General features: G+C 66.4%; 16 protein-coding genes, 1 tRNA gene and 1 pseudogene. 9 read left to right on the top strand and 9 right to left on the bottom strand.

What is annotated here, in order from left to right:
• Positions 1-40: 40 nt before the first annotated feature.
• Positions 41-1,186 (bottom strand): phosphoserine transaminase, encoded by a 1,146-nt coding sequence (locus CRO22_RS13610; RefSeq protein ID WP_097070713.1) that lies wholly within the window; start codon positions 1,184-1,186, stop codon positions 41-43.
• Positions 1,187-1,352: 166 nt separating this feature from the next.
• On the opposite strand from CRO22_RS13610, the gene serB reads away from it, so the two are divergent.
• Positions 1,353-2,225, top strand: a complete 873-nt coding sequence (gene serB, locus CRO22_RS13605) for a phosphoserine phosphatase SerB (RefSeq protein ID WP_097070712.1) — start codon at positions 1,353-1,355, stop codon at positions 2,223-2,225.
• Here the strand turns inward: serB and nagA are convergent.
• A complete protein-coding gene (nagA, locus tag CRO22_RS13600; RefSeq protein ID WP_097070711.1) occupies positions 2,201-3,349 on the bottom strand; it encodes an N-acetylglucosamine-6-phosphate deacetylase in 1,149 nt (382 codons plus the stop codon). The two genes, serB and nagA, sit on opposite strands and share 25 nt — an antisense overlap.
• Positions 3,337-4,161 carry a BadF/BadG/BcrA/BcrD ATPase family protein gene (locus CRO22_RS13595; RefSeq protein ID WP_097070710.1) on the bottom strand — a complete coding sequence of 275 codons (825 nt, stop codon included), beginning with the start codon at positions 4,159-4,161 and terminating at the stop codon, positions 3,337-3,339. Before CRO22_RS13595 ends, nagA begins: the two co-directional genes overlap by 13 nt.
• A 139-nt stretch (positions 4,162-4,300) precedes the next feature.
• Here CRO22_RS13595 and CRO22_RS13590 point away from each other — a divergent pair, with 139 nt between their 5' ends.
• From CRO22_RS13590 to CRO22_RS13580, 3 genes are all read left to right on the top strand, one after another.
• Entirely contained in the window at positions 4,301-4,921 is a 621-nt protein-coding gene (locus tag CRO22_RS13590; RefSeq protein ID WP_097070709.1) for a hypothetical protein, read from the top strand.
• 139 nt (positions 4,922-5,060) lie between these two features.
• Entirely contained in the window at positions 5,061-5,834 is a 774-nt protein-coding gene (locus CRO22_RS13585; protein ID WP_097070708.1) for a DUF6478 family protein, read from the top strand.
• 9 nt (positions 5,835-5,843) lie between these two features.
• Positions 5,844-6,191 carry a hypothetical protein gene (locus CRO22_RS13580; RefSeq protein ID WP_097070707.1) on the top strand — a complete coding sequence of 116 codons (348 nt, stop codon included), beginning with the start codon at positions 5,844-5,846 and terminating at the stop codon, positions 6,189-6,191.
• Here the strand turns inward: CRO22_RS13580 and mtaB are convergent.
• Positions 6,188-7,447, bottom strand: coding sequence for a tRNA (N(6)-L-threonylcarbamoyladenosine(37)-C(2))-methylthiotransferase MtaB (gene mtaB / locus CRO22_RS13575; protein WP_097070706.1), 1,260 nt, complete (start codon positions 7,445-7,447; stop codon positions 6,188-6,190). The two genes, CRO22_RS13580 and mtaB, sit on opposite strands and share 4 nt — an antisense overlap.
• The gene (gene dapF, locus CRO22_RS13570) at positions 7,444-8,277 is read right to left on the bottom strand and encodes a diaminopimelate epimerase (protein ID WP_097070705.1); all 834 of its coding nucleotides are present in this window, start codon (positions 8,275-8,277) and stop codon (positions 7,444-7,446) included. Before dapF ends, mtaB begins: the two co-directional genes overlap by 4 nt.
• A gap of 105 nt (positions 8,278-8,382) precedes the next feature.
• On the opposite strand from dapF, the gene CRO22_RS13565 reads away from it, so the two are divergent.
• A tRNA-Lys gene (locus CRO22_RS13565) sits at positions 8,383-8,458 on the top strand.
• 256 nt (positions 8,459-8,714) lie between these two features.
• Positions 8,715-9,386 (top strand): hypothetical protein, encoded by a 672-nt coding sequence (locus CRO22_RS13560; RefSeq protein ID WP_176518649.1) that lies wholly within the window; start codon positions 8,715-8,717, stop codon positions 9,384-9,386.
• Here CRO22_RS13560 and CRO22_RS13555 read toward each other — a convergent pair.
• The 4 genes and pseudogenes from CRO22_RS13555 to CRO22_RS13540 form a co-directional block, all read right to left on the bottom strand.
• A pseudogene (locus CRO22_RS13555) lies at positions 9,387-10,510 on the bottom strand (transposase).
• A 179-nt stretch (positions 10,511-10,689) separates the two neighbouring features.
• On the bottom strand, positions 10,690-11,664 hold the full coding sequence (locus CRO22_RS13550; protein WP_097070704.1) for a sensor histidine kinase: 975 nt from the start codon (positions 11,662-11,664) through the stop codon (positions 10,690-10,692).
• Entirely contained in the window at positions 11,661-12,338 is a 678-nt protein-coding gene (locus CRO22_RS13545; protein WP_097070703.1) for a response regulator transcription factor, read from the bottom strand. Before CRO22_RS13545 ends, CRO22_RS13550 begins: the two co-directional genes overlap by 4 nt.
• Positions 12,335-13,822, bottom strand: a complete 1,488-nt coding sequence (locus CRO22_RS13540; RefSeq protein WP_102024758.1) for a DUF4153 domain-containing protein — start codon at positions 13,820-13,822, stop codon at positions 12,335-12,337. Before CRO22_RS13540 ends, CRO22_RS13545 begins: the two co-directional genes overlap by 4 nt.
• 331 nt (positions 13,823-14,153) lie before the next feature.
• On the opposite strand from CRO22_RS13540, the gene CRO22_RS13535 reads away from it, so the two are divergent.
• The 3 genes from CRO22_RS13535 to CRO22_RS13525 all read left to right on the top strand — a co-directional run.
• The gene (locus CRO22_RS13535; protein WP_097070701.1) at positions 14,154-14,525 is read left to right on the top strand and encodes a hypothetical protein; all 372 of its coding nucleotides are present in this window, start codon (positions 14,154-14,156) and stop codon (positions 14,523-14,525) included.
• Between the two features lie 215 nt (positions 14,526-14,740).
• Entirely contained in the window at positions 14,741-15,016 is a 276-nt protein-coding gene (locus CRO22_RS13530; RefSeq protein ID WP_141399449.1) for a hypothetical protein, read from the top strand.
• A 41-nt stretch (positions 15,017-15,057) separates the two neighbouring features.
• A partial coding sequence (locus CRO22_RS13525) for an RNA ligase family protein (protein WP_176518648.1) occupies positions 15,058-15,302 on the top strand: 245 nt, incomplete at its 3' end.

Below are 15,302 nucleotides of genomic sequence, written 5' to 3'. Positions count from 1 at the left end.
GGAAGGGATGGGCGCCGGCTGCGCCCATCCTGTTCACAAATCAGGCTTGCGCCGCGATTTCCGCCTCAAAGGCGTAGGCGATCCAAGGCATCAGCGCCTCGACATCGGCGGTTTCAACCGTCGAGCCGCACCAGATCCGCAGACCGGCGGGCGCATCGCGGTAAGCGCCGACATCAAGCGCAACACCTTCTTTTTCCAGCCGTTTTGCCACGCCCTTGGCAAAAGCCGCCCCGTCCTTGATGCGCGGATCGGTGAACTTCACGCAAACGCTGGTCGTCGAGGCCGTCGCCGGGTCATTGGCGAGGTTGGCGATCCAGTCATTGGCGGCGCAGAAATCCCAGACCACCTTGGCGTTGGCGGCAGCGCGGTCGATCAGGCCCTTGAGCCCGCCAATCGTTTGCGCCCATTTCAACGCCACAAGATAATCTTCAACGCAGAGCATCGAGGGGGTGTTGATGGTCTCGCCCACGAAGATGCCTTCGATCAGCTTGCCCTTCGAGGTCAGGCGGAAGATCTTCGGCAGCGGCCAGGCGGGGGCATAGCTTTCCAGCCGCTCGACCGCGCGAGGCGAGAGGATCAGCACACCATGACCGCCCTCACCACCGAGCACTTTCTGCCAGGAGAATGTGGTGACATCGAGCTTGTCCCACGGCAGGTCCATGGCAAACGCCGCCGAGGTGGCGTCGCAGATCGTCAGGCCTTCGCGGGTGGCCGGGATCGCATCGCCATTCGGCACGCGCACGCCCGAGGTGGTGCCGTTCCAGGTGAAAACGACATCGGTGGTGAAATCGACGGTAGTGAAATCGACGATATCGCCGTAGCCCGCCTCTTTCACTTCGGCGTCGAGTTTGAGTTGCTTGACCACATCGGTCACCCAGCCCGAGCCGAAGCTTTCCCAGGCGCACATGGTGACCTTGCGGGCGCCGAGGATCGACCAGAGCGCCATCTCGACGGCGCCGGTATCCGAGGCGGGGACGATGCCGATGCGGTAATCCGCAGGCACGCCCAGAATGTCACGGGTGAGGTCAATCGCCTCTTTCAGCTTGGCTTTGCCAATCGCGGCGCGGTGCGACCGACCGAGCGGCGCATCAGCAAGCATATCGAGGGAGAAACCGGGGATCTTCGTGCAGGGGCCCGAAGAAAAACGCGCGTTCGCCGGCCGCGTGGCCGGAGCAGTCAGTGCCATTTGTGCTATCCTTCCAGATAAACGCCCCTCGTTGGGGAGGGGTGTCCCGCCGTCGCTCGTACAGATTTCGCCGCACTGGCACAATACGGAAAATGCGGCTAAAGCGTCGCATCGGACACGAAAAGCGACACCCTTCTCCACTATCGGAAACAGCCCCGGAAACGCCATGTTCATTGCCACCCTGCTTGCCGACCCGAAAGCCGCCAATCTGACCCTCAGCGCGGTCGAGTCGCTGCGCAATGCCTGGGGGGGCAGCGACTGGCGCTGGCTCGCGCCCGCCATCGCGGCGGAATTTACCCTTGAAGCGGTGCCGGACAACCGCTGGCAGGTCTGGGAAGACCTGCAGGCAATCGGCCTCGATCTCGTGGTGCAGCCCGCCGAGGGACGCCGCAAGAAGATGCTTCTGGCCGATATGGACAGCACGATGATCCAGCAGGAATGCATCGATGAGCTGGCCGATGTGGCGGGGGTAGGCGCGCAGGTGAGCGCGATCACGGCACGGGCAATGAACGGCGAACTTGACTTCGAGGGCGCGTTGACCGAGCGGCTGGGCCTTCTCACCGGGCTCTCGGCCGATGTGATTGGGCGGGTGATCGAAGAGCGCATCACCTTCATGCCGGGCGGGCATGACCTCCTGCGCACGATGAAGGCGCAGGGCGCTTATTGTGCGCTTGTCTCGGGGGGGTTCACGGCCTTCACCGGCTATGTCGCCGAAACGCTCGGCTTTGATGAAAACCGTGCCAATGTGCTCGGCATCGCAGATGGCAAGCTCACCGGCATTCCGGTGCGCCCGATTCTGGGCCGCGAGGCGAAGGTGCAGGCCTTCCATGACATCACCGCGAAGCTCGGCCTTTCGGGCGATCAGGTGATGGCGGTGGGGGATGGTGCCAATGACCTTGGCATGCTGCATCTTGCCGGCGCGGGCGTTGCGCTGCACGCCAAACCGTCGGTCGCCGCGCAATGCGACATCCGCATCAACCACGGCGATCTGACGGCGCTGCTTTACATTCAGGGCTATGCGCTGGCCGATTTTGCCTGAAGCTCCACCCCGCCTTGCCAGACCCGGGCAAGGCCGCCCGCCTCGGTCAAATGCACAAGATCGGCGGCAAGGCCGGGCGCGAGCCGCCCGACCGGCGCGCCGATCAGCTGCGCGGGGCGCGATGTCGCCATGGCCAGCGCCTGATCGGGCGCCACTCCGAGCCGTTCGATGCAAAAACGAATCGCTTGCGGCAGGGTCAGGTCCGCGCCCGCAAGCGTGCCGGTCTCGGTGCGCAACGCACCCGCGCGGCGCAGAATGCGCTGCCCGGCTAAGTTGAATTCGCACAAATCCGTGCCCGCAGCCGCCATTGCATCGGTAACGAGAAAGATCCGTTCCCCCGCCAGCCTCAGCGCCAGTGCCGCCGTCTCGGGCGCAACATGGATACCATCGGCAATCAGCCCCGCTGCCAAGGGGAGCGAGAGCGCCGCGCCCACAAGGCCCGGTTCGCGCGAGCCAAGCGGGCTCATCGCGTTGAAGAGATGGGTCACGCCCCGCGCCCCCGCGCGCGCGGCCGCCGCGGCCTCGGCAAGGCTGCACTCGGCATGGCCAAGGAAGACGATCACCCCGGCCTCGTTCAGCCGGGCGATCTGTTCAAGGCTTACGGAAGCGGGCGCGAGCGTCACCATCAACGCGGGCAGGCCCGCGCGCGCCTCGCACAGCGTGAGCAGGTCTTCCTCCGCCATCGGCCGGATATGCCGGGGCGGATGGCAGCCCGGGCGTCGCGGGTCGAGATGCGGCCCTTCAAGATGGAGACCCAGAAAGCCCGGCACCCGGCCCACCGCCGCCACGCCCGCCGCCAGCACCTGCCGCGTGGTGGCAGCCGAGGTGGTGATCAACGTCGGCAGCACCGAAGTGGTGCCAAGCGCGGCATGGGCGGCGCAGATCGTGGCAATCTCTGCAAGCGGATCATCACCGCCCAGCATCACGCCACCGCCGCCATTCACCTGCAGATCGACAAGCCCCGGCGCGAGAAGGCCACCGGCAAGCCGCAGCCCCTGCCCCATCGGCGCCTCCGCCTCGGGCACAATCGCGGCGATCTGGCCGTCCGAGAGCACGAGGGCGTGGTTGTCGAGGAACTGCGCCCCGTCAAAGAGCCGCGCGCCCGAAAGGATCATTCGGCCCATGTCGCCGCATCCTGCGCCATTGCGAGCGCGCCATCGAGCGCAGTGCCTTGGGGCTCCTGCCGCGGCCAGTCGTCAAGCGCGAGCGTGGCGCCCAGCCCGCCCTGCCAGACCACGGGAAGCGGCGGATCGCATTGCAAAACGCCAATGGCGCGGCGCAGCTCGCCCCGGGTCTCGGCCAGAACCTCCTGCGAGAGCGGATCCTCAAGCGCGGCGGCCATGCGGTAGACAAGCCGGGCATGATCGCCCGGCGTTTTCGTGAGCGTGAAGGACACGAGCCCCGGCCCACCGCCGAGATCGGCGAGCACCGCCTTCGCCAGGGGCGTGAGCGGGGCGTAACCGTCGATCATCCGCGTGATGCGGTTGAGCATGAGCCGCCCCATCCAGGCGCCCGAGGCCTCGTCGCCAAGCCGGAACCCCCAGCCGCCGATCACGCGCATCTCCCCCGCCCGTTGCCGCGCGAAGACCGAGCCGGTGCCGATCGCGGCCACGATGCCGTCGTCCGCGCCCAGCGCCCCGCGCAGCGAAGTGGCGATGTCCTGCACGACCTTCGCGCGGAACGGCAGCATCGCGGCGAGCCGCGGCCCCGCGCCAGAGAGGTTTGCCCCGGCCACACCCAGAACCGCGCGCACCTCTGCCATCGGGCGCGCCCCGATAACCTCGCGCGCAAGCGCATCGAGCCGGGCCGCGGCAGTGTCAAAATCTGAGGCGATATTGGCGGGCCCGCTCTCGGCGCGCGCCAGCACCGCGCCTGCGGCATCGGCCAGAACCGCACGGCAGCCGCTGCCGCCGCCATCGATGCCCAGATAGATCATGCGCCCTCCGTTTGCGCGCACCATGCCGCGCGGGGGAGCGCCCCACAAGATGAAAGCGAAAACCCTGCGCCGTCACGGATCGGCGCTTGCGAGCATGGTAACGGGATTGTTAGGAGAGGCTCGGGTGCAGGGAGGGGCGATGCGTCACGGATGGATTCTGGCTCTGGCGATGGGGGTTTCGGGCTGCACGATGGCACTGCCGGTTCCGGCTGTCTTCCAACCGCCCCCGCGCATCAGCTCAAATGCTCTGGTATTTGACGGCAACCTGACCCTTGCCGCCCCGGAGGGCTATTGTGTCGATGCCGCTTCGCGTCTGGACGGGCCCGAGGCCGCTTTCGTGCTCTGGGGCAATTGCGCCGCCATCGCGCAGGATCCGCAGGCGCGCCAGCCGCACCACCGCGCACTTCTCAGCGCCACGATCGGACCCGCAAGCCGGGAACCGGTGGCGCGTGCGCTGGGGCGTTACGAGCGCTTTTTCCGCTCGGCGGCAGGGCGTGCGGCGATGGCGCGCTCGGGGCTTGCCGAGGATCTGGAGATCATCGAGACGCAGCGGGGCGCGCAGGCGCTGCTGCTCAAGATCGCCGATCATTCCGCACCGCAAAACGCGCCGGTTGAACCGGTCTACTGGCGCGCGATCACCGGGCTTTCGGGCCATGTGACCGCGCTTTCGGTGATGCCGCTTTCGGGCAGCAGAATCGACGATGCGACCCAGCTCGCGTTGTTGCAGGCTTTCGAGGAGAGCATCCGCGCTGCGAACTGAGCCCTTTCGCGCGCAGGTTGCAAAGCGGGCCCCGCGCCCCGTTTCAGGCGATTGGCGCTTCAATTCCATCGCCCGGCGTGCCAGAAAACAACGATCTGATTGATGCTCGCCTGGATCACACCGAGGGCGCAGGGACCGAATGAGCGGCAAATCCAATTCCTTTCTCGACCGGCTGGTGCAGGGCCGGATGCTGGCGCGCTGGGCGCGCGCGGCGCGGTTGGCGCCGGGGCTCGACCGGGCGCAGCTGCGCCAGTTGCGCGCCGATGCGCAGGCGATGCGCCGCGAGATCGATCGTGTTCTGTTTACTGCCGACGAGCGGTTGACTGCGCCTATCGGCGGGGGCGATGGCATCGAGCGGCCGCTTGGCTGCGACTGGGCCTGGCGCCCCGAGCTCTGGCGCGGCCCCATCTTCCCGCCGGGGATCGCCGCCGCCCCGTCGCGCACGATGCTGGGGCGAGAGATCACGCTGTTTCATGACGGCAAGATGAGCGAGCTGACGCTGCGCCAGATCCGCAATCAGAGCGCAAGCCATCGCGCGCCTTTCGGGCTGCGGATGGATGTGTTCCGTTTCGACGGCTCGTTTCTCTCGCTCGTGCTCGATCTGCCCGATCCGGCCGTGCGGGGCCTGCGCCGCAACCACCTGCTGCGGATCGGGCTTACGGTCACGCTGGAGCGGCCGCTGGAGATCTTCTTTCGCTTGAACGTAAAACACGGCCCAAACACCGAGCAGCTGGTGCGTGAATTGCCGCTCGACGGCGGCGGGAACTTTGTCGAATTCGACCTCGCTTATACCAAGATCAACGAGAAGCGGGTCGAGAAAGCCTGGGTCGACATTATCTTCGAAGGGCCGCAGATGAACCAGATTTGCGCGCAGGATCTGACTTTCGCGCGGTATCCGCGCGCCGAGATCTGAGGGGGAACCATGCTGGAACTGTCGCGCATTCGCGCCGGGCAATGGGAAGGTATCTGGACAGGCAAGGATGCGCCCGATTTCGAAGTGCTGCATCTCGAAACCACGCTCGAAGGGCTTTCGGTCGAGGCGCTCGAAGAGGGGAAATGGAAGCTCCGGCTGCCGATCCCGGCAGAGCTTCTGTCGGACGGGGTGCAGACGTTCGTGCTGAGCGCGGGCGGCGAGACGGTGGGGCATTTCAGCATCGTCACCGGCGCCGCGCTGGAACATGACCTGCGCGCGGAAATCGAGCTTTTGCGTGCCGAGCTTGATCTGCTCAAGCGCGCCTTCCGGCGGCATTGCGTGGAAACGGGCGCCTAGGCTTTCAGCCGGACGCCGTCGTGGCCGCTCAGCCGCAGCGCCATCACGGTGCCCTCGGGCATGTCGCGATCAAAGCTCACCTCGGTAAAATACTCGGTGCGGCCAAGGCGCGGCCCTTCGGTCAGCACCTGACGCTCCTGCCCGACCTCGGCCTCCAGATGGCGCAGGAGGGCCGCCTCCCCCGCCGCCCGCAGCCGCGCTGCGCGCTCCTTGATGGCGGGTCCGGCCACGCGGGGCATGCGCGCCGCAGGCGTGCCCTTGCGCGCCGAGAACGGGAAGACATGCAGGAAGGTGAGGCCGCAGTCTTCCACGAGCTTGAGCGAATTTTCGAACATCTCCTCGGTCTCGGTCGGGAACCCGGCGATGATGTCGGCGCCAAAAACGATGCCCGGGCGCAGCCGCCGCGCCTCTTCGCAAAACCGGATCGCATCGTCGCGCAGGTGGCGCCGCTTCATCCGTTTCAGGATCATGTCATCGCCATGCTGCAGGCTCAGATGCAGATGCGGCATCAGCCGCGGCTCCGTGGCAATGGCGAGCATCAGGTTTTCATCCGCCTCGATGCTGTCGATCGAGGAGATCCTGAGCCGCGCGAGATCCGGCACAAGCCTGAGGATCCGCATCACAAGGTCGCCGAGCCGTGGCGCGCCCGGCAGGTCTGCCCCCCATGAGGTGAGATCGACGCCGGTCAGCACCACCTCGGCAAAGCCCTTGCCCACGAGCCGCTTGATCTGCTCCACCACAACACCCGCGGGAACGGAGCGGGAATTGCCGCGCCCATAGGGGATGATGCAGAAGGTGCAGCGATGATCGCAGCCGTTTTGCACCTGCACATAGGCGCGGTGGCGGCCAAAGCCGTCAATCAGATGCCCCGCGGTTTCCTTTACCGAGAGGATGTCGTCGACCATCACCCGCTCGGTCTCGCCGATGAAATCGGCACCCTTGGGCGCGAGTGCCGCCCATGTCTCGGGTTGCATCTTCTCGTGATTGCCGATCACGCGCGTCACCTCGGCCATCGCGGCAAAGGTCTCGGGCTCGGTTTGCGCGGCGCAACCGGTGACGATGATCGGCGCCTGCGGGTTCTCGCGCGCGAGCTTGCGAATCTCCTGCTTAGCCTTGCGCACCGCCTCGGCGGTGACGGCGCAGGTGTTGACCACCACCGCGCCCTCGAGCCCGGCGGCGGCGGCCAGTTCCTTCATCGCTTCCGTCTCATAGGCGTTGAGGCGGCAGCCGAGCGTGGCAAAAACGGGCGGTTTCATAGGCTGGCCAGAAAGGCGGGCGAGAGCGTGGCCTCGAACACCATCGCCGTCGGTCCGGTCATCCAGACGCCATCCTCGCGCCAGTCAATCTCAAGCCGCCCGCCATCAACATCAACGATCACATGCCGCCCCGTGAGGCCTTTCAGATGCGCCGCCACGGCGGTCGCACAAGTGCCCGAGCCGCAGGCAAGCGTGATGCCCGCGCCCCGCTCCCAGACCCGCATCCGCAGATGATCGGGCGCGACGAGCGCGGCAAATTCCACATTGGTGCGCGCGGGAAAGAGCGGGTCATGCTCGATCTGCGGGCCAAGCCCGGCCACATCGACCGCCTCGGCGTCTTCGACAAAATAGATGCAATGCGGATTGCCCATGCCCACCGCGACCGGCGCGCCTGCGCGCGGCAGCGCCATCGGGTCCGCCAGAACGGGAATCGCTTTCGCGTCGAGAATCGGGGCGCCCATATTGACCGAAACCAGACCATCGGCGCGGCGGCAGGCCGAAAGCTGACCGCGTTCGGTGAAAAGCGTCACCGCCTCCCGGCCCAGATCGCGCATCATCAGGTCTGACACGCAGCGCGTGGCATTGCCGCAGGCGCCGGCCTTCGAGCCATCCGAATTCCAGAATTCCAGCGTGAAATCCGCATCCTCCGCCGGCAAAATCACCGCCAACTGATCAAAGCCCACGCCACGGTGGCGGTCGCCCAACGCCTGCGCGAGCGCAGGCGTAACGGGGTTTTCGCCCCTGCGGGCGTCGATAATCACAAAATCGTTGCCAAGACCGTGCATCTTGAGAAAGCGCAGGTTGGCCGGGGAGAGGGGCGCGTGGTCCATGCCGCCCTCTACACCCCTGCCCAGCTTTTTTCCAGTGGCGCGATTTTTTCGCGCTTTCGCCCTTGACCCCCCCGACGCACCCCTTTAGAGAGCCGCTCCAGTGATGGGCCGTTAGCTCAGTTGGTAGAGCAGCTGACTTTTAATCAGCGGGTCGCAGGTTCGAATCCTGCACGGCTCACCATCACTCTCCCTGTCAGGTGACACCTGACAGGTCCACTGTGACAGATCTTTTGTCCATTGGACGGTATTTAGACGAAAAATTTAGCCGAGGATTGTTCTCCGGCAGGCATATGTTCTCCCGTGCAGTATTCCCTGCTAAAGTCTCCTGACCTTCGCACGAGCAGCACCCAATGACCCTCTTGGACACCGCCGCCCCCCCATTTCGGGCATGAGAGCATCATGCCAACGCCCGGCGCCCGTTCCGCGACACCACGCATATGGACGCCGCGCTGATCGAGGCGCTCTGGCAGAAGGCCGGGCCCGAAGATGATCTCGGGATCATCGGCGATTTCGCCTTCGACCCGAAGGCCAAGGATCCTGACTGGCTGCTCGCGCTCTTCGCTCAACTGCCGGGCGCGCGACGGTACCTGATCACCGGCAATCCTGACGACCCGCTGACGCAGGCGCTGCCGTGGGACAGCGTGTCGCTGCTCGCCGAAGTGGCGGACCCGGCTACGCCCCTGCCGGTCACGCCCTGCCAGTACCCGATGATGACGTGGAACAACGCGAGGAAAGGCGCGCTGCACCTGTTCGGGCACGTTCACGGACACTGGCAAGGCAGCGTCAACAGTCTCAACCTCGGGGTCGATGTCTGGGACTACCGGCCCGTAACGATTGTAGAGGCCGCCCGGCGCGCAACGTCTTTGCCCAAACACGAGCACTGGAAAGACGTGAAGCCGAGGGCACGAAAGATCGCGGCGCTCCCTGGAATGGAGGTCGGTGACGTACCCGGCCGCGGCTGTGTCAAAACTCGGAAGCAGGGCCTGCATGGCGGCGATTTTCCGTGCTTCTCGGCATGGCGGCGTCAGATCTTCTTTTCGTGCGGGTGGCTGCCAGATAGGCCTCGCCGGAGACAGTGCTGCGCCGGAAGTGGGGCGGGTGAGCCCTGATCATGCCGGAATGTCCCGCATCAGGCGCCGGATGCCGATCAGGGAGATCACCCGCTTGATGTTGTAGGCCATGACGTTCAGGGCCATCTCGGTGCGGACATTCTTCAGCCCGCGGGTCAGAAAATGCGTGTGCCCATCCAGCCCTTGATCGTGTCGAAGGGGTGTTCGACGGTGCAGCGGCGAAGGGTCATCGGATCGGTGTCCCGGCTCAGCCTTTCTCGCATCGCGTCGATCAGATGCGCATGCTCCCATCGGGTGATGCGGCGTTCCGTGCCTGTGGTGCAACGGTTTCACAGCGGGCAGGTCTGGCATTCGTTGTTCCAGTATCGCCGGACCTGAACACCGCGCTCCTCGGTGATGGTGCGATAGATCAGGTCTTCACCGGCCGGGCAGACATAGACATCGCATTCCGGATCGTAGGCGAAATCGGCCTTCACATACATGCCTTTGGCCGTATTGCCCGAGGTGGCCGGTCGCGGCACGGTCGTGGTGATGCCCGCCTTATGGCAGGCGAGAATCTCGGGGCCGCCGAAATAGCCCTTGTCGGCCCGGGCCTCGCCGTCTTCCTACCGGTCGATGCGGACCATCTCGTTGATATAACGTTCAACATCGGCCTCCAGATGGGCGAGGCGGTTGGCGATCTTGTTCTTCGTGAAGCTCCCGTCACGGTTGTTCACCGCCTTGAACTTGCTGCCGTCGATGGCAACGCAATCGCCCTTGAGCACCCCGATCCGGCGGCAAAGCTCCACGAACTGCGCGCAGGTCCCGCGGATCGCGCGGCCATTCGTGCGGCGGAATTCGGCGATGGTCTCGTGATCTTGCGCCAGCCTGCCGGTCAGCCACATCACCTCGACATTGCGCCCTGCTTCCCGTTCCAGCCGGCGGCTCGACGGGATCCGGTTCACATAACCATAGATGAACAGCTTCAGCAAAACGGCGGGATGGTATCCCGTTCGGCCAGTGCGCGCAGAGGTCGCGCGCTCAAAGCCGAGGGCAGACAGATCGAGCTCATCGACGAACAAATCGACGACGCGAACAAGATCATCCTCACCGATCCAGTCTTCCAGGCGCTCGGGGAAAAGCACCGTCTGGCTGCGCTGAACCCCCTCGATGAACCCCGCCATGCTGATCTCCCGCTACCGAGAAAGCATAGCATGCCACCGAGTTTTGACACAGCCTCGGCCGTCAGGCGACAGTCGACTCTTCCGGCGCAGGCCGCCGAAGCGATCGCTCGAACATGCCGCAGCGAGAGGATTGCACAGCCCTGAGAGAACCTCCGCGCTGATCGCGGTGCAATCCGGCCTCAATAGGTTGCGGCTCCGCCAAAGAGAATGCGGAACCGGGTGGGTTGACCGGTGCAGAGCGTGATCCCGGCGCGATGTGCAGACAAAAGGTTGCGCACGACCGCAAGGCCCATGCCGGTACCGCCCGACGCCCGCCGCGTGGTGAAAAAAGGCTCGAACACCCGCGCCTCGTTCCCCTTCGAGATGCCGCAGCCATCGTCGGTGATGTCGAGCGACACGCCCTCCGGTGTCAGGGCGGCTTCGAGCTGCACCCGCCCAGCCCCATGTTCGGCGGCATTGCGCAGCAGCTGCGCCAGCACGATCTGCAGTCCCGCAGCGGCGATCGGCAGGGTCAGGGTGTCGCCCGAGGCCGTGATCTGCAGCGCCGGGAAATCGACCCGCAACGTTGGAAGCAGATCGGCCAGCCGCGATTGGCCCAGATGGCGCAGCTCGCGGGCCTGCGCGGCGCGGCGCAGCGCGGTCAGTTGCGCCTCGATCTGCACTCTGGCGCCGTCGATCTCGCCGAGCAACCGGGCATCTTCGGGCGTCAGGGCGCCGCCGTCCTGCATGAGTTCCGCCGCCGCCCGGATCGCCGCGACGGGGGGTTTCAGCTCATGCGTGACATGGTCGGTAAAGGCGCGGATCGTCGCCTCGCGGTCCCGCGCCGCCTCGGCCATGGCGATCACACGCACCGCTGTCGCCGCGGTTTCGCGCGTGCCGAAATGGCGCGGAGGGGGAGCATCGGCACCGCTTTCCTGCGCCCGTGCATAGGCTTCGAGCGCGCGGATCGGGCGCAGCAGCAGCCGCAAGAGCAGCCAGCCCAGCCCCGCCGTCGCGGCGGTGATCGTCAACCCCAGACCCGCCGCCGCCACTTTGAAGCCGAGGATTGGCCCCAGATAGCGCAGCGCCACCAGCCCGATGAAGGACAGTGCCAGCGTCCCCGCCAGCGCACCGCCCAGCACGAAGGCGAGCGACGGCCGCCAGCGCCGGGTCATGTGCAGGCCCCAAGCCGCATGCCCTGCCCATGGACCGTCTCGATGGCACTTTCGCAGCCCGCCTCGGAGAGTTTGCGGCGCAGGTTGCGCAGGTGGCTGTCGAAGGTGCGGTCCGAGACCGCGCTTTGCGCCCCCCAAAGCGCCGCGATCGGCGCGGGCCGCGGGACGAGCCGGTCCGGCTCGGCCAGAAGCCGCGCAGGGATGTCGAATTCGGTCGCGGTCAGCGCCAGATCCGCCCCCGCCACCCGGCAGACCCGCGCCCGCAGATCGAGCGCGATCTTGCCATGGGCAAGCGTTTCCGGGCTGGCCGCGCCGCGCCCCGCGCGCTTGAGGATCGCGCGCACCCGCGCCACCAGTTCGCGTGGGCTGAAGGGTTTCGTCACATAGTCGTCCGCGCCCAGTTCCAGCCCGACGATGCGGTCGATCTCGTCGTCGCGCGCGGTCAGAAACAGGATCGGCACGTCGGATGTGGCGCGGATACGACGACAGACCTCGAACCCGTCCAGCTCCGGCAGGCCGATGTCGAGCACGATCAGATCGGGGGCCTCGCGCCGGGCATGGATCAGCGCGCTGGCGCCCTCGGCGGCGGTCAGGGTGGCAAAACCCGCCCGTTCGAGCGCGATCCGCACCAGATCGCGCAGGCGCGGATCGTCATCGACGATCAGGATCTTCATTCGGTCCGCTCCGGTGTGGTCATGGCGGCACTGTAGCGGGCGACGCGCCAGGAACGGACCCCCCATTCCCGCCAGCCGGGGGTTTGGGGCGGGACCCAGATGGCGCAGGGGCGGGACTCGATGCGCAGCCCGGGGTTCGCCCGCGCGGCATCCAGAAGCGCGCCATGTGCCATCGGCCCGAGCGAACAGATATAGTCGGTATCGGGGTTGGCCCGGGCCAGGTTCTGCGCCGCAATGATCTGCGCGAAATTGACGAAGGCGCAGAGATAGAGTGTGCCAAGGCCAAGCGCCGCACAGCGTGTCAAAAGCCATGCGGCATTGCGCCCGCGCAGGGTCTGCACCGCGACAAGGCCAAGCCCGATCGCCACAAGGCCCATCCAGATCTGGGCGTAAAGCCGCAGATAGGTCAGCCCGAAGGTGTCGATGTAATGCTCCAGTCGCAGCATCGCCGCGCCGCAGAGCACCATGTTTTGCCCCAGCCACAGCAGCAGTAGTGGCCGGATCGCGCGATGTTCATGCAGGAACGGCTGCGCCGCCAGCGCGAACGCCCCCGCCAGAAGGGCCGTCGCCAAAAGCGGATAGGCGCCGCGATGGGCGTATTCGGCGAGGCTCATCCCCTCGGGCAGGGCGGCGCCAAAGACGAGGATCGACAGGTCGGTGACCGATTGCAGCGCGATCAGCGCGTTGAAAAGGACAAGCGCGCGCAGCACCGAGCGCGGGTTGAGGCCAAGGCGGGCGGCCCCGGGCAAGGCGATGGGCGAGAGCGGCACGGGGGCGGGCAGCTCGGGGGACAGCAGGGGGGCGACAAACAGGGCCGCCGCGCCCCAGAACGCCGCGCGCGAAAGCGCCGACCAAAGGTCGAGGTCAAGCGCCAGCATCTGTGTCAGCACCGGGTTCGCCTGCATCAAGAGCCCCAGAAACACAAGGCTTCCGGCCAACGGGAAGGCCCAGTCGCGCAGCGCCTTGCGCGCGCTCTGGCTGGCGCGGGAGGGGCGGGTGATGCGCGCCAACACGCCTGCGCGTGGCAGGAGCGGCGCCAGCCAATGCCCGGGCAGGTGGCGCAGAAAGGCTGCCGCCAAGGCCAGCATCTCGGTCGTTCCGGCCTCGGGGCGGCGCAACCAGACCAGTGACCCCGCCAGCCCAAGGCCGAGACAGGCGAACGAAAGCGCCTGCAGATGCTCGACCACCGGCGCCGCGGCAAGCACAAGCAGCACCAAAGGCCGCGCCGACAGCCGACCGCATCCGGCTGCGGCCACGCCAAGGATCGCAAAAGCAAAGAGTGCCAGCGACAGGCCGGGGGCGTGATGCCAGAACAACAGATCCGCCAGCGCGACCAAACCCGCCAGCCCGGCCCAATGCGGGCCTCGGGTGGCCCGGGCCTCGCCCGGCGGCACATCGGGCGGGCCGGCGACCGGCGCATCGAGCCACCAGCCGTCACGCGCAAGCGACCGGGGCAATCCGGGAATAAGAAGGGGCTGTGTCATGATCTGGCTCCGCAACCTGTTTGCGGGATCTTGCGTCGGCGCGTGTGCAGGTGCTGCGTGCAGGAGGTGCAGATGTCGTGCAGAGCGGTTGCGCGCGCCCACGGTACTCAACCGGGATAGAGTTCCACGCAGGTGCGATTTTAATGAAGCGCCGCACATAACGCCCCGATGACAGCCCCGGAAAGACCCGCGACACAGTCAAGGGGCCGTCTGCCGCGACGTGGCAAGCCGATACCCGGGGCCAAGCCTTTCCGCGACCGCATCAGCCGCATTGCCCCTTGGCGCGGGGCATGAAAGGACTCAATACCCACAACCGAGAGGAAGTTGCGCAATGTTCGGGACAGCCCTGATCTTCGGGATGGCTTTTCTGATCCTTACTCTGCAACTCTGGATCGGATTTCCGCCGCTTTATCGTCGGTTCGGACGCATCGCCGAGGCGGAGCTCCGCCGCCTGATCCCGCATTTCTTCCTGATCTTCCCGGCGATGGCGGCCTTCATGGCGTTCAATCGACAGATGCTTCTCATCCTGCCCGCGGCGGTCGGGCTCTGGTGCGGCTTGCGCATCCGCCGCCTGATCGCCGCCGAGGGAGCCGCGCCCCGCTTCGTGCCAGCTTGGCCGATTTTCGCCCTCTATCCGATGCTTGCCTTCGATCTTTGGACGCTGTGCGGCGCAACCGCCTTTGCCGGGCTCACGCTGCTGTGACCACTCCCCTGCCGCCCCGAACGGGATGGATCCTCCTTCCCATGGCCGGGCTGATCGCCGCGGGCTATGCCGATCTGACGCCGCTGTCTTTGTTGCACGGGCCGCGCGTCCCGGCTTCATCGCCGCGGCGGTTGCCGCGATGATCGATGGCGGGTCGGCCCTTGCCTTCCTCTAGGGCCTGATGCGGACCCTTGCCGTCGTGCGCGGCCTTGCTGATGACCTTTCCGACGCTCATGGTCCTTTGGGCGCTCGCGACGGTCCCCGCCGCCGCGGTTTCGGTGCTGCAAATTGCGGCGGGCCATCCCTATTTCATCGCGCGCCACGGGGAGCAGGGCGCGCTTCAAAGCTGGGCAGACTTGCGCGGGCTCCCGCTTTACACCACCCGCACCGTCTACTTCACCCCGCGACCCCATCCCGACTGGCTGACCGAGCGCACGGGAAGCGAATGCACCCCCGAACCGGGGTTCCTTGCCACGCTCGCGCCGTTCTGAGGCCTCTTTCCGCCCTCGTGGCATCCGGATACTCTCGCCGCATGACGAAGAAATATGGCCGCACCTTTCATTTGCCGATCTCGCCCGGCGCCAGCAGCGATGACAAGATCATGACCTCGCTCGAGGGGCTGATCTGCGACGATCTGGTGATCACTGAAAAGATGGACGGCGAGAACACCACGCTGCACCGCGGCGGGTGCCATGCCCGCAGCCCCGACAGCCGCAACCACCCCTCGCGCGACTGGCTCAAGGCCTTTGCCGCGGGTATCGCGCCGCTACTGGCCGA

The organism is Rhodobacter maris (assembly GCF_900217815.1).
Taxonomy (GTDB): domain Bacteria; phylum Pseudomonadota; class Alphaproteobacteria; order Rhodobacterales; family Rhodobacteraceae; genus Rhodobacter; species Rhodobacter maris.
Note: the sequence above shows the minus strand (reverse complement) of the source record. Positions and strands in the feature narration are given on the sequence as shown.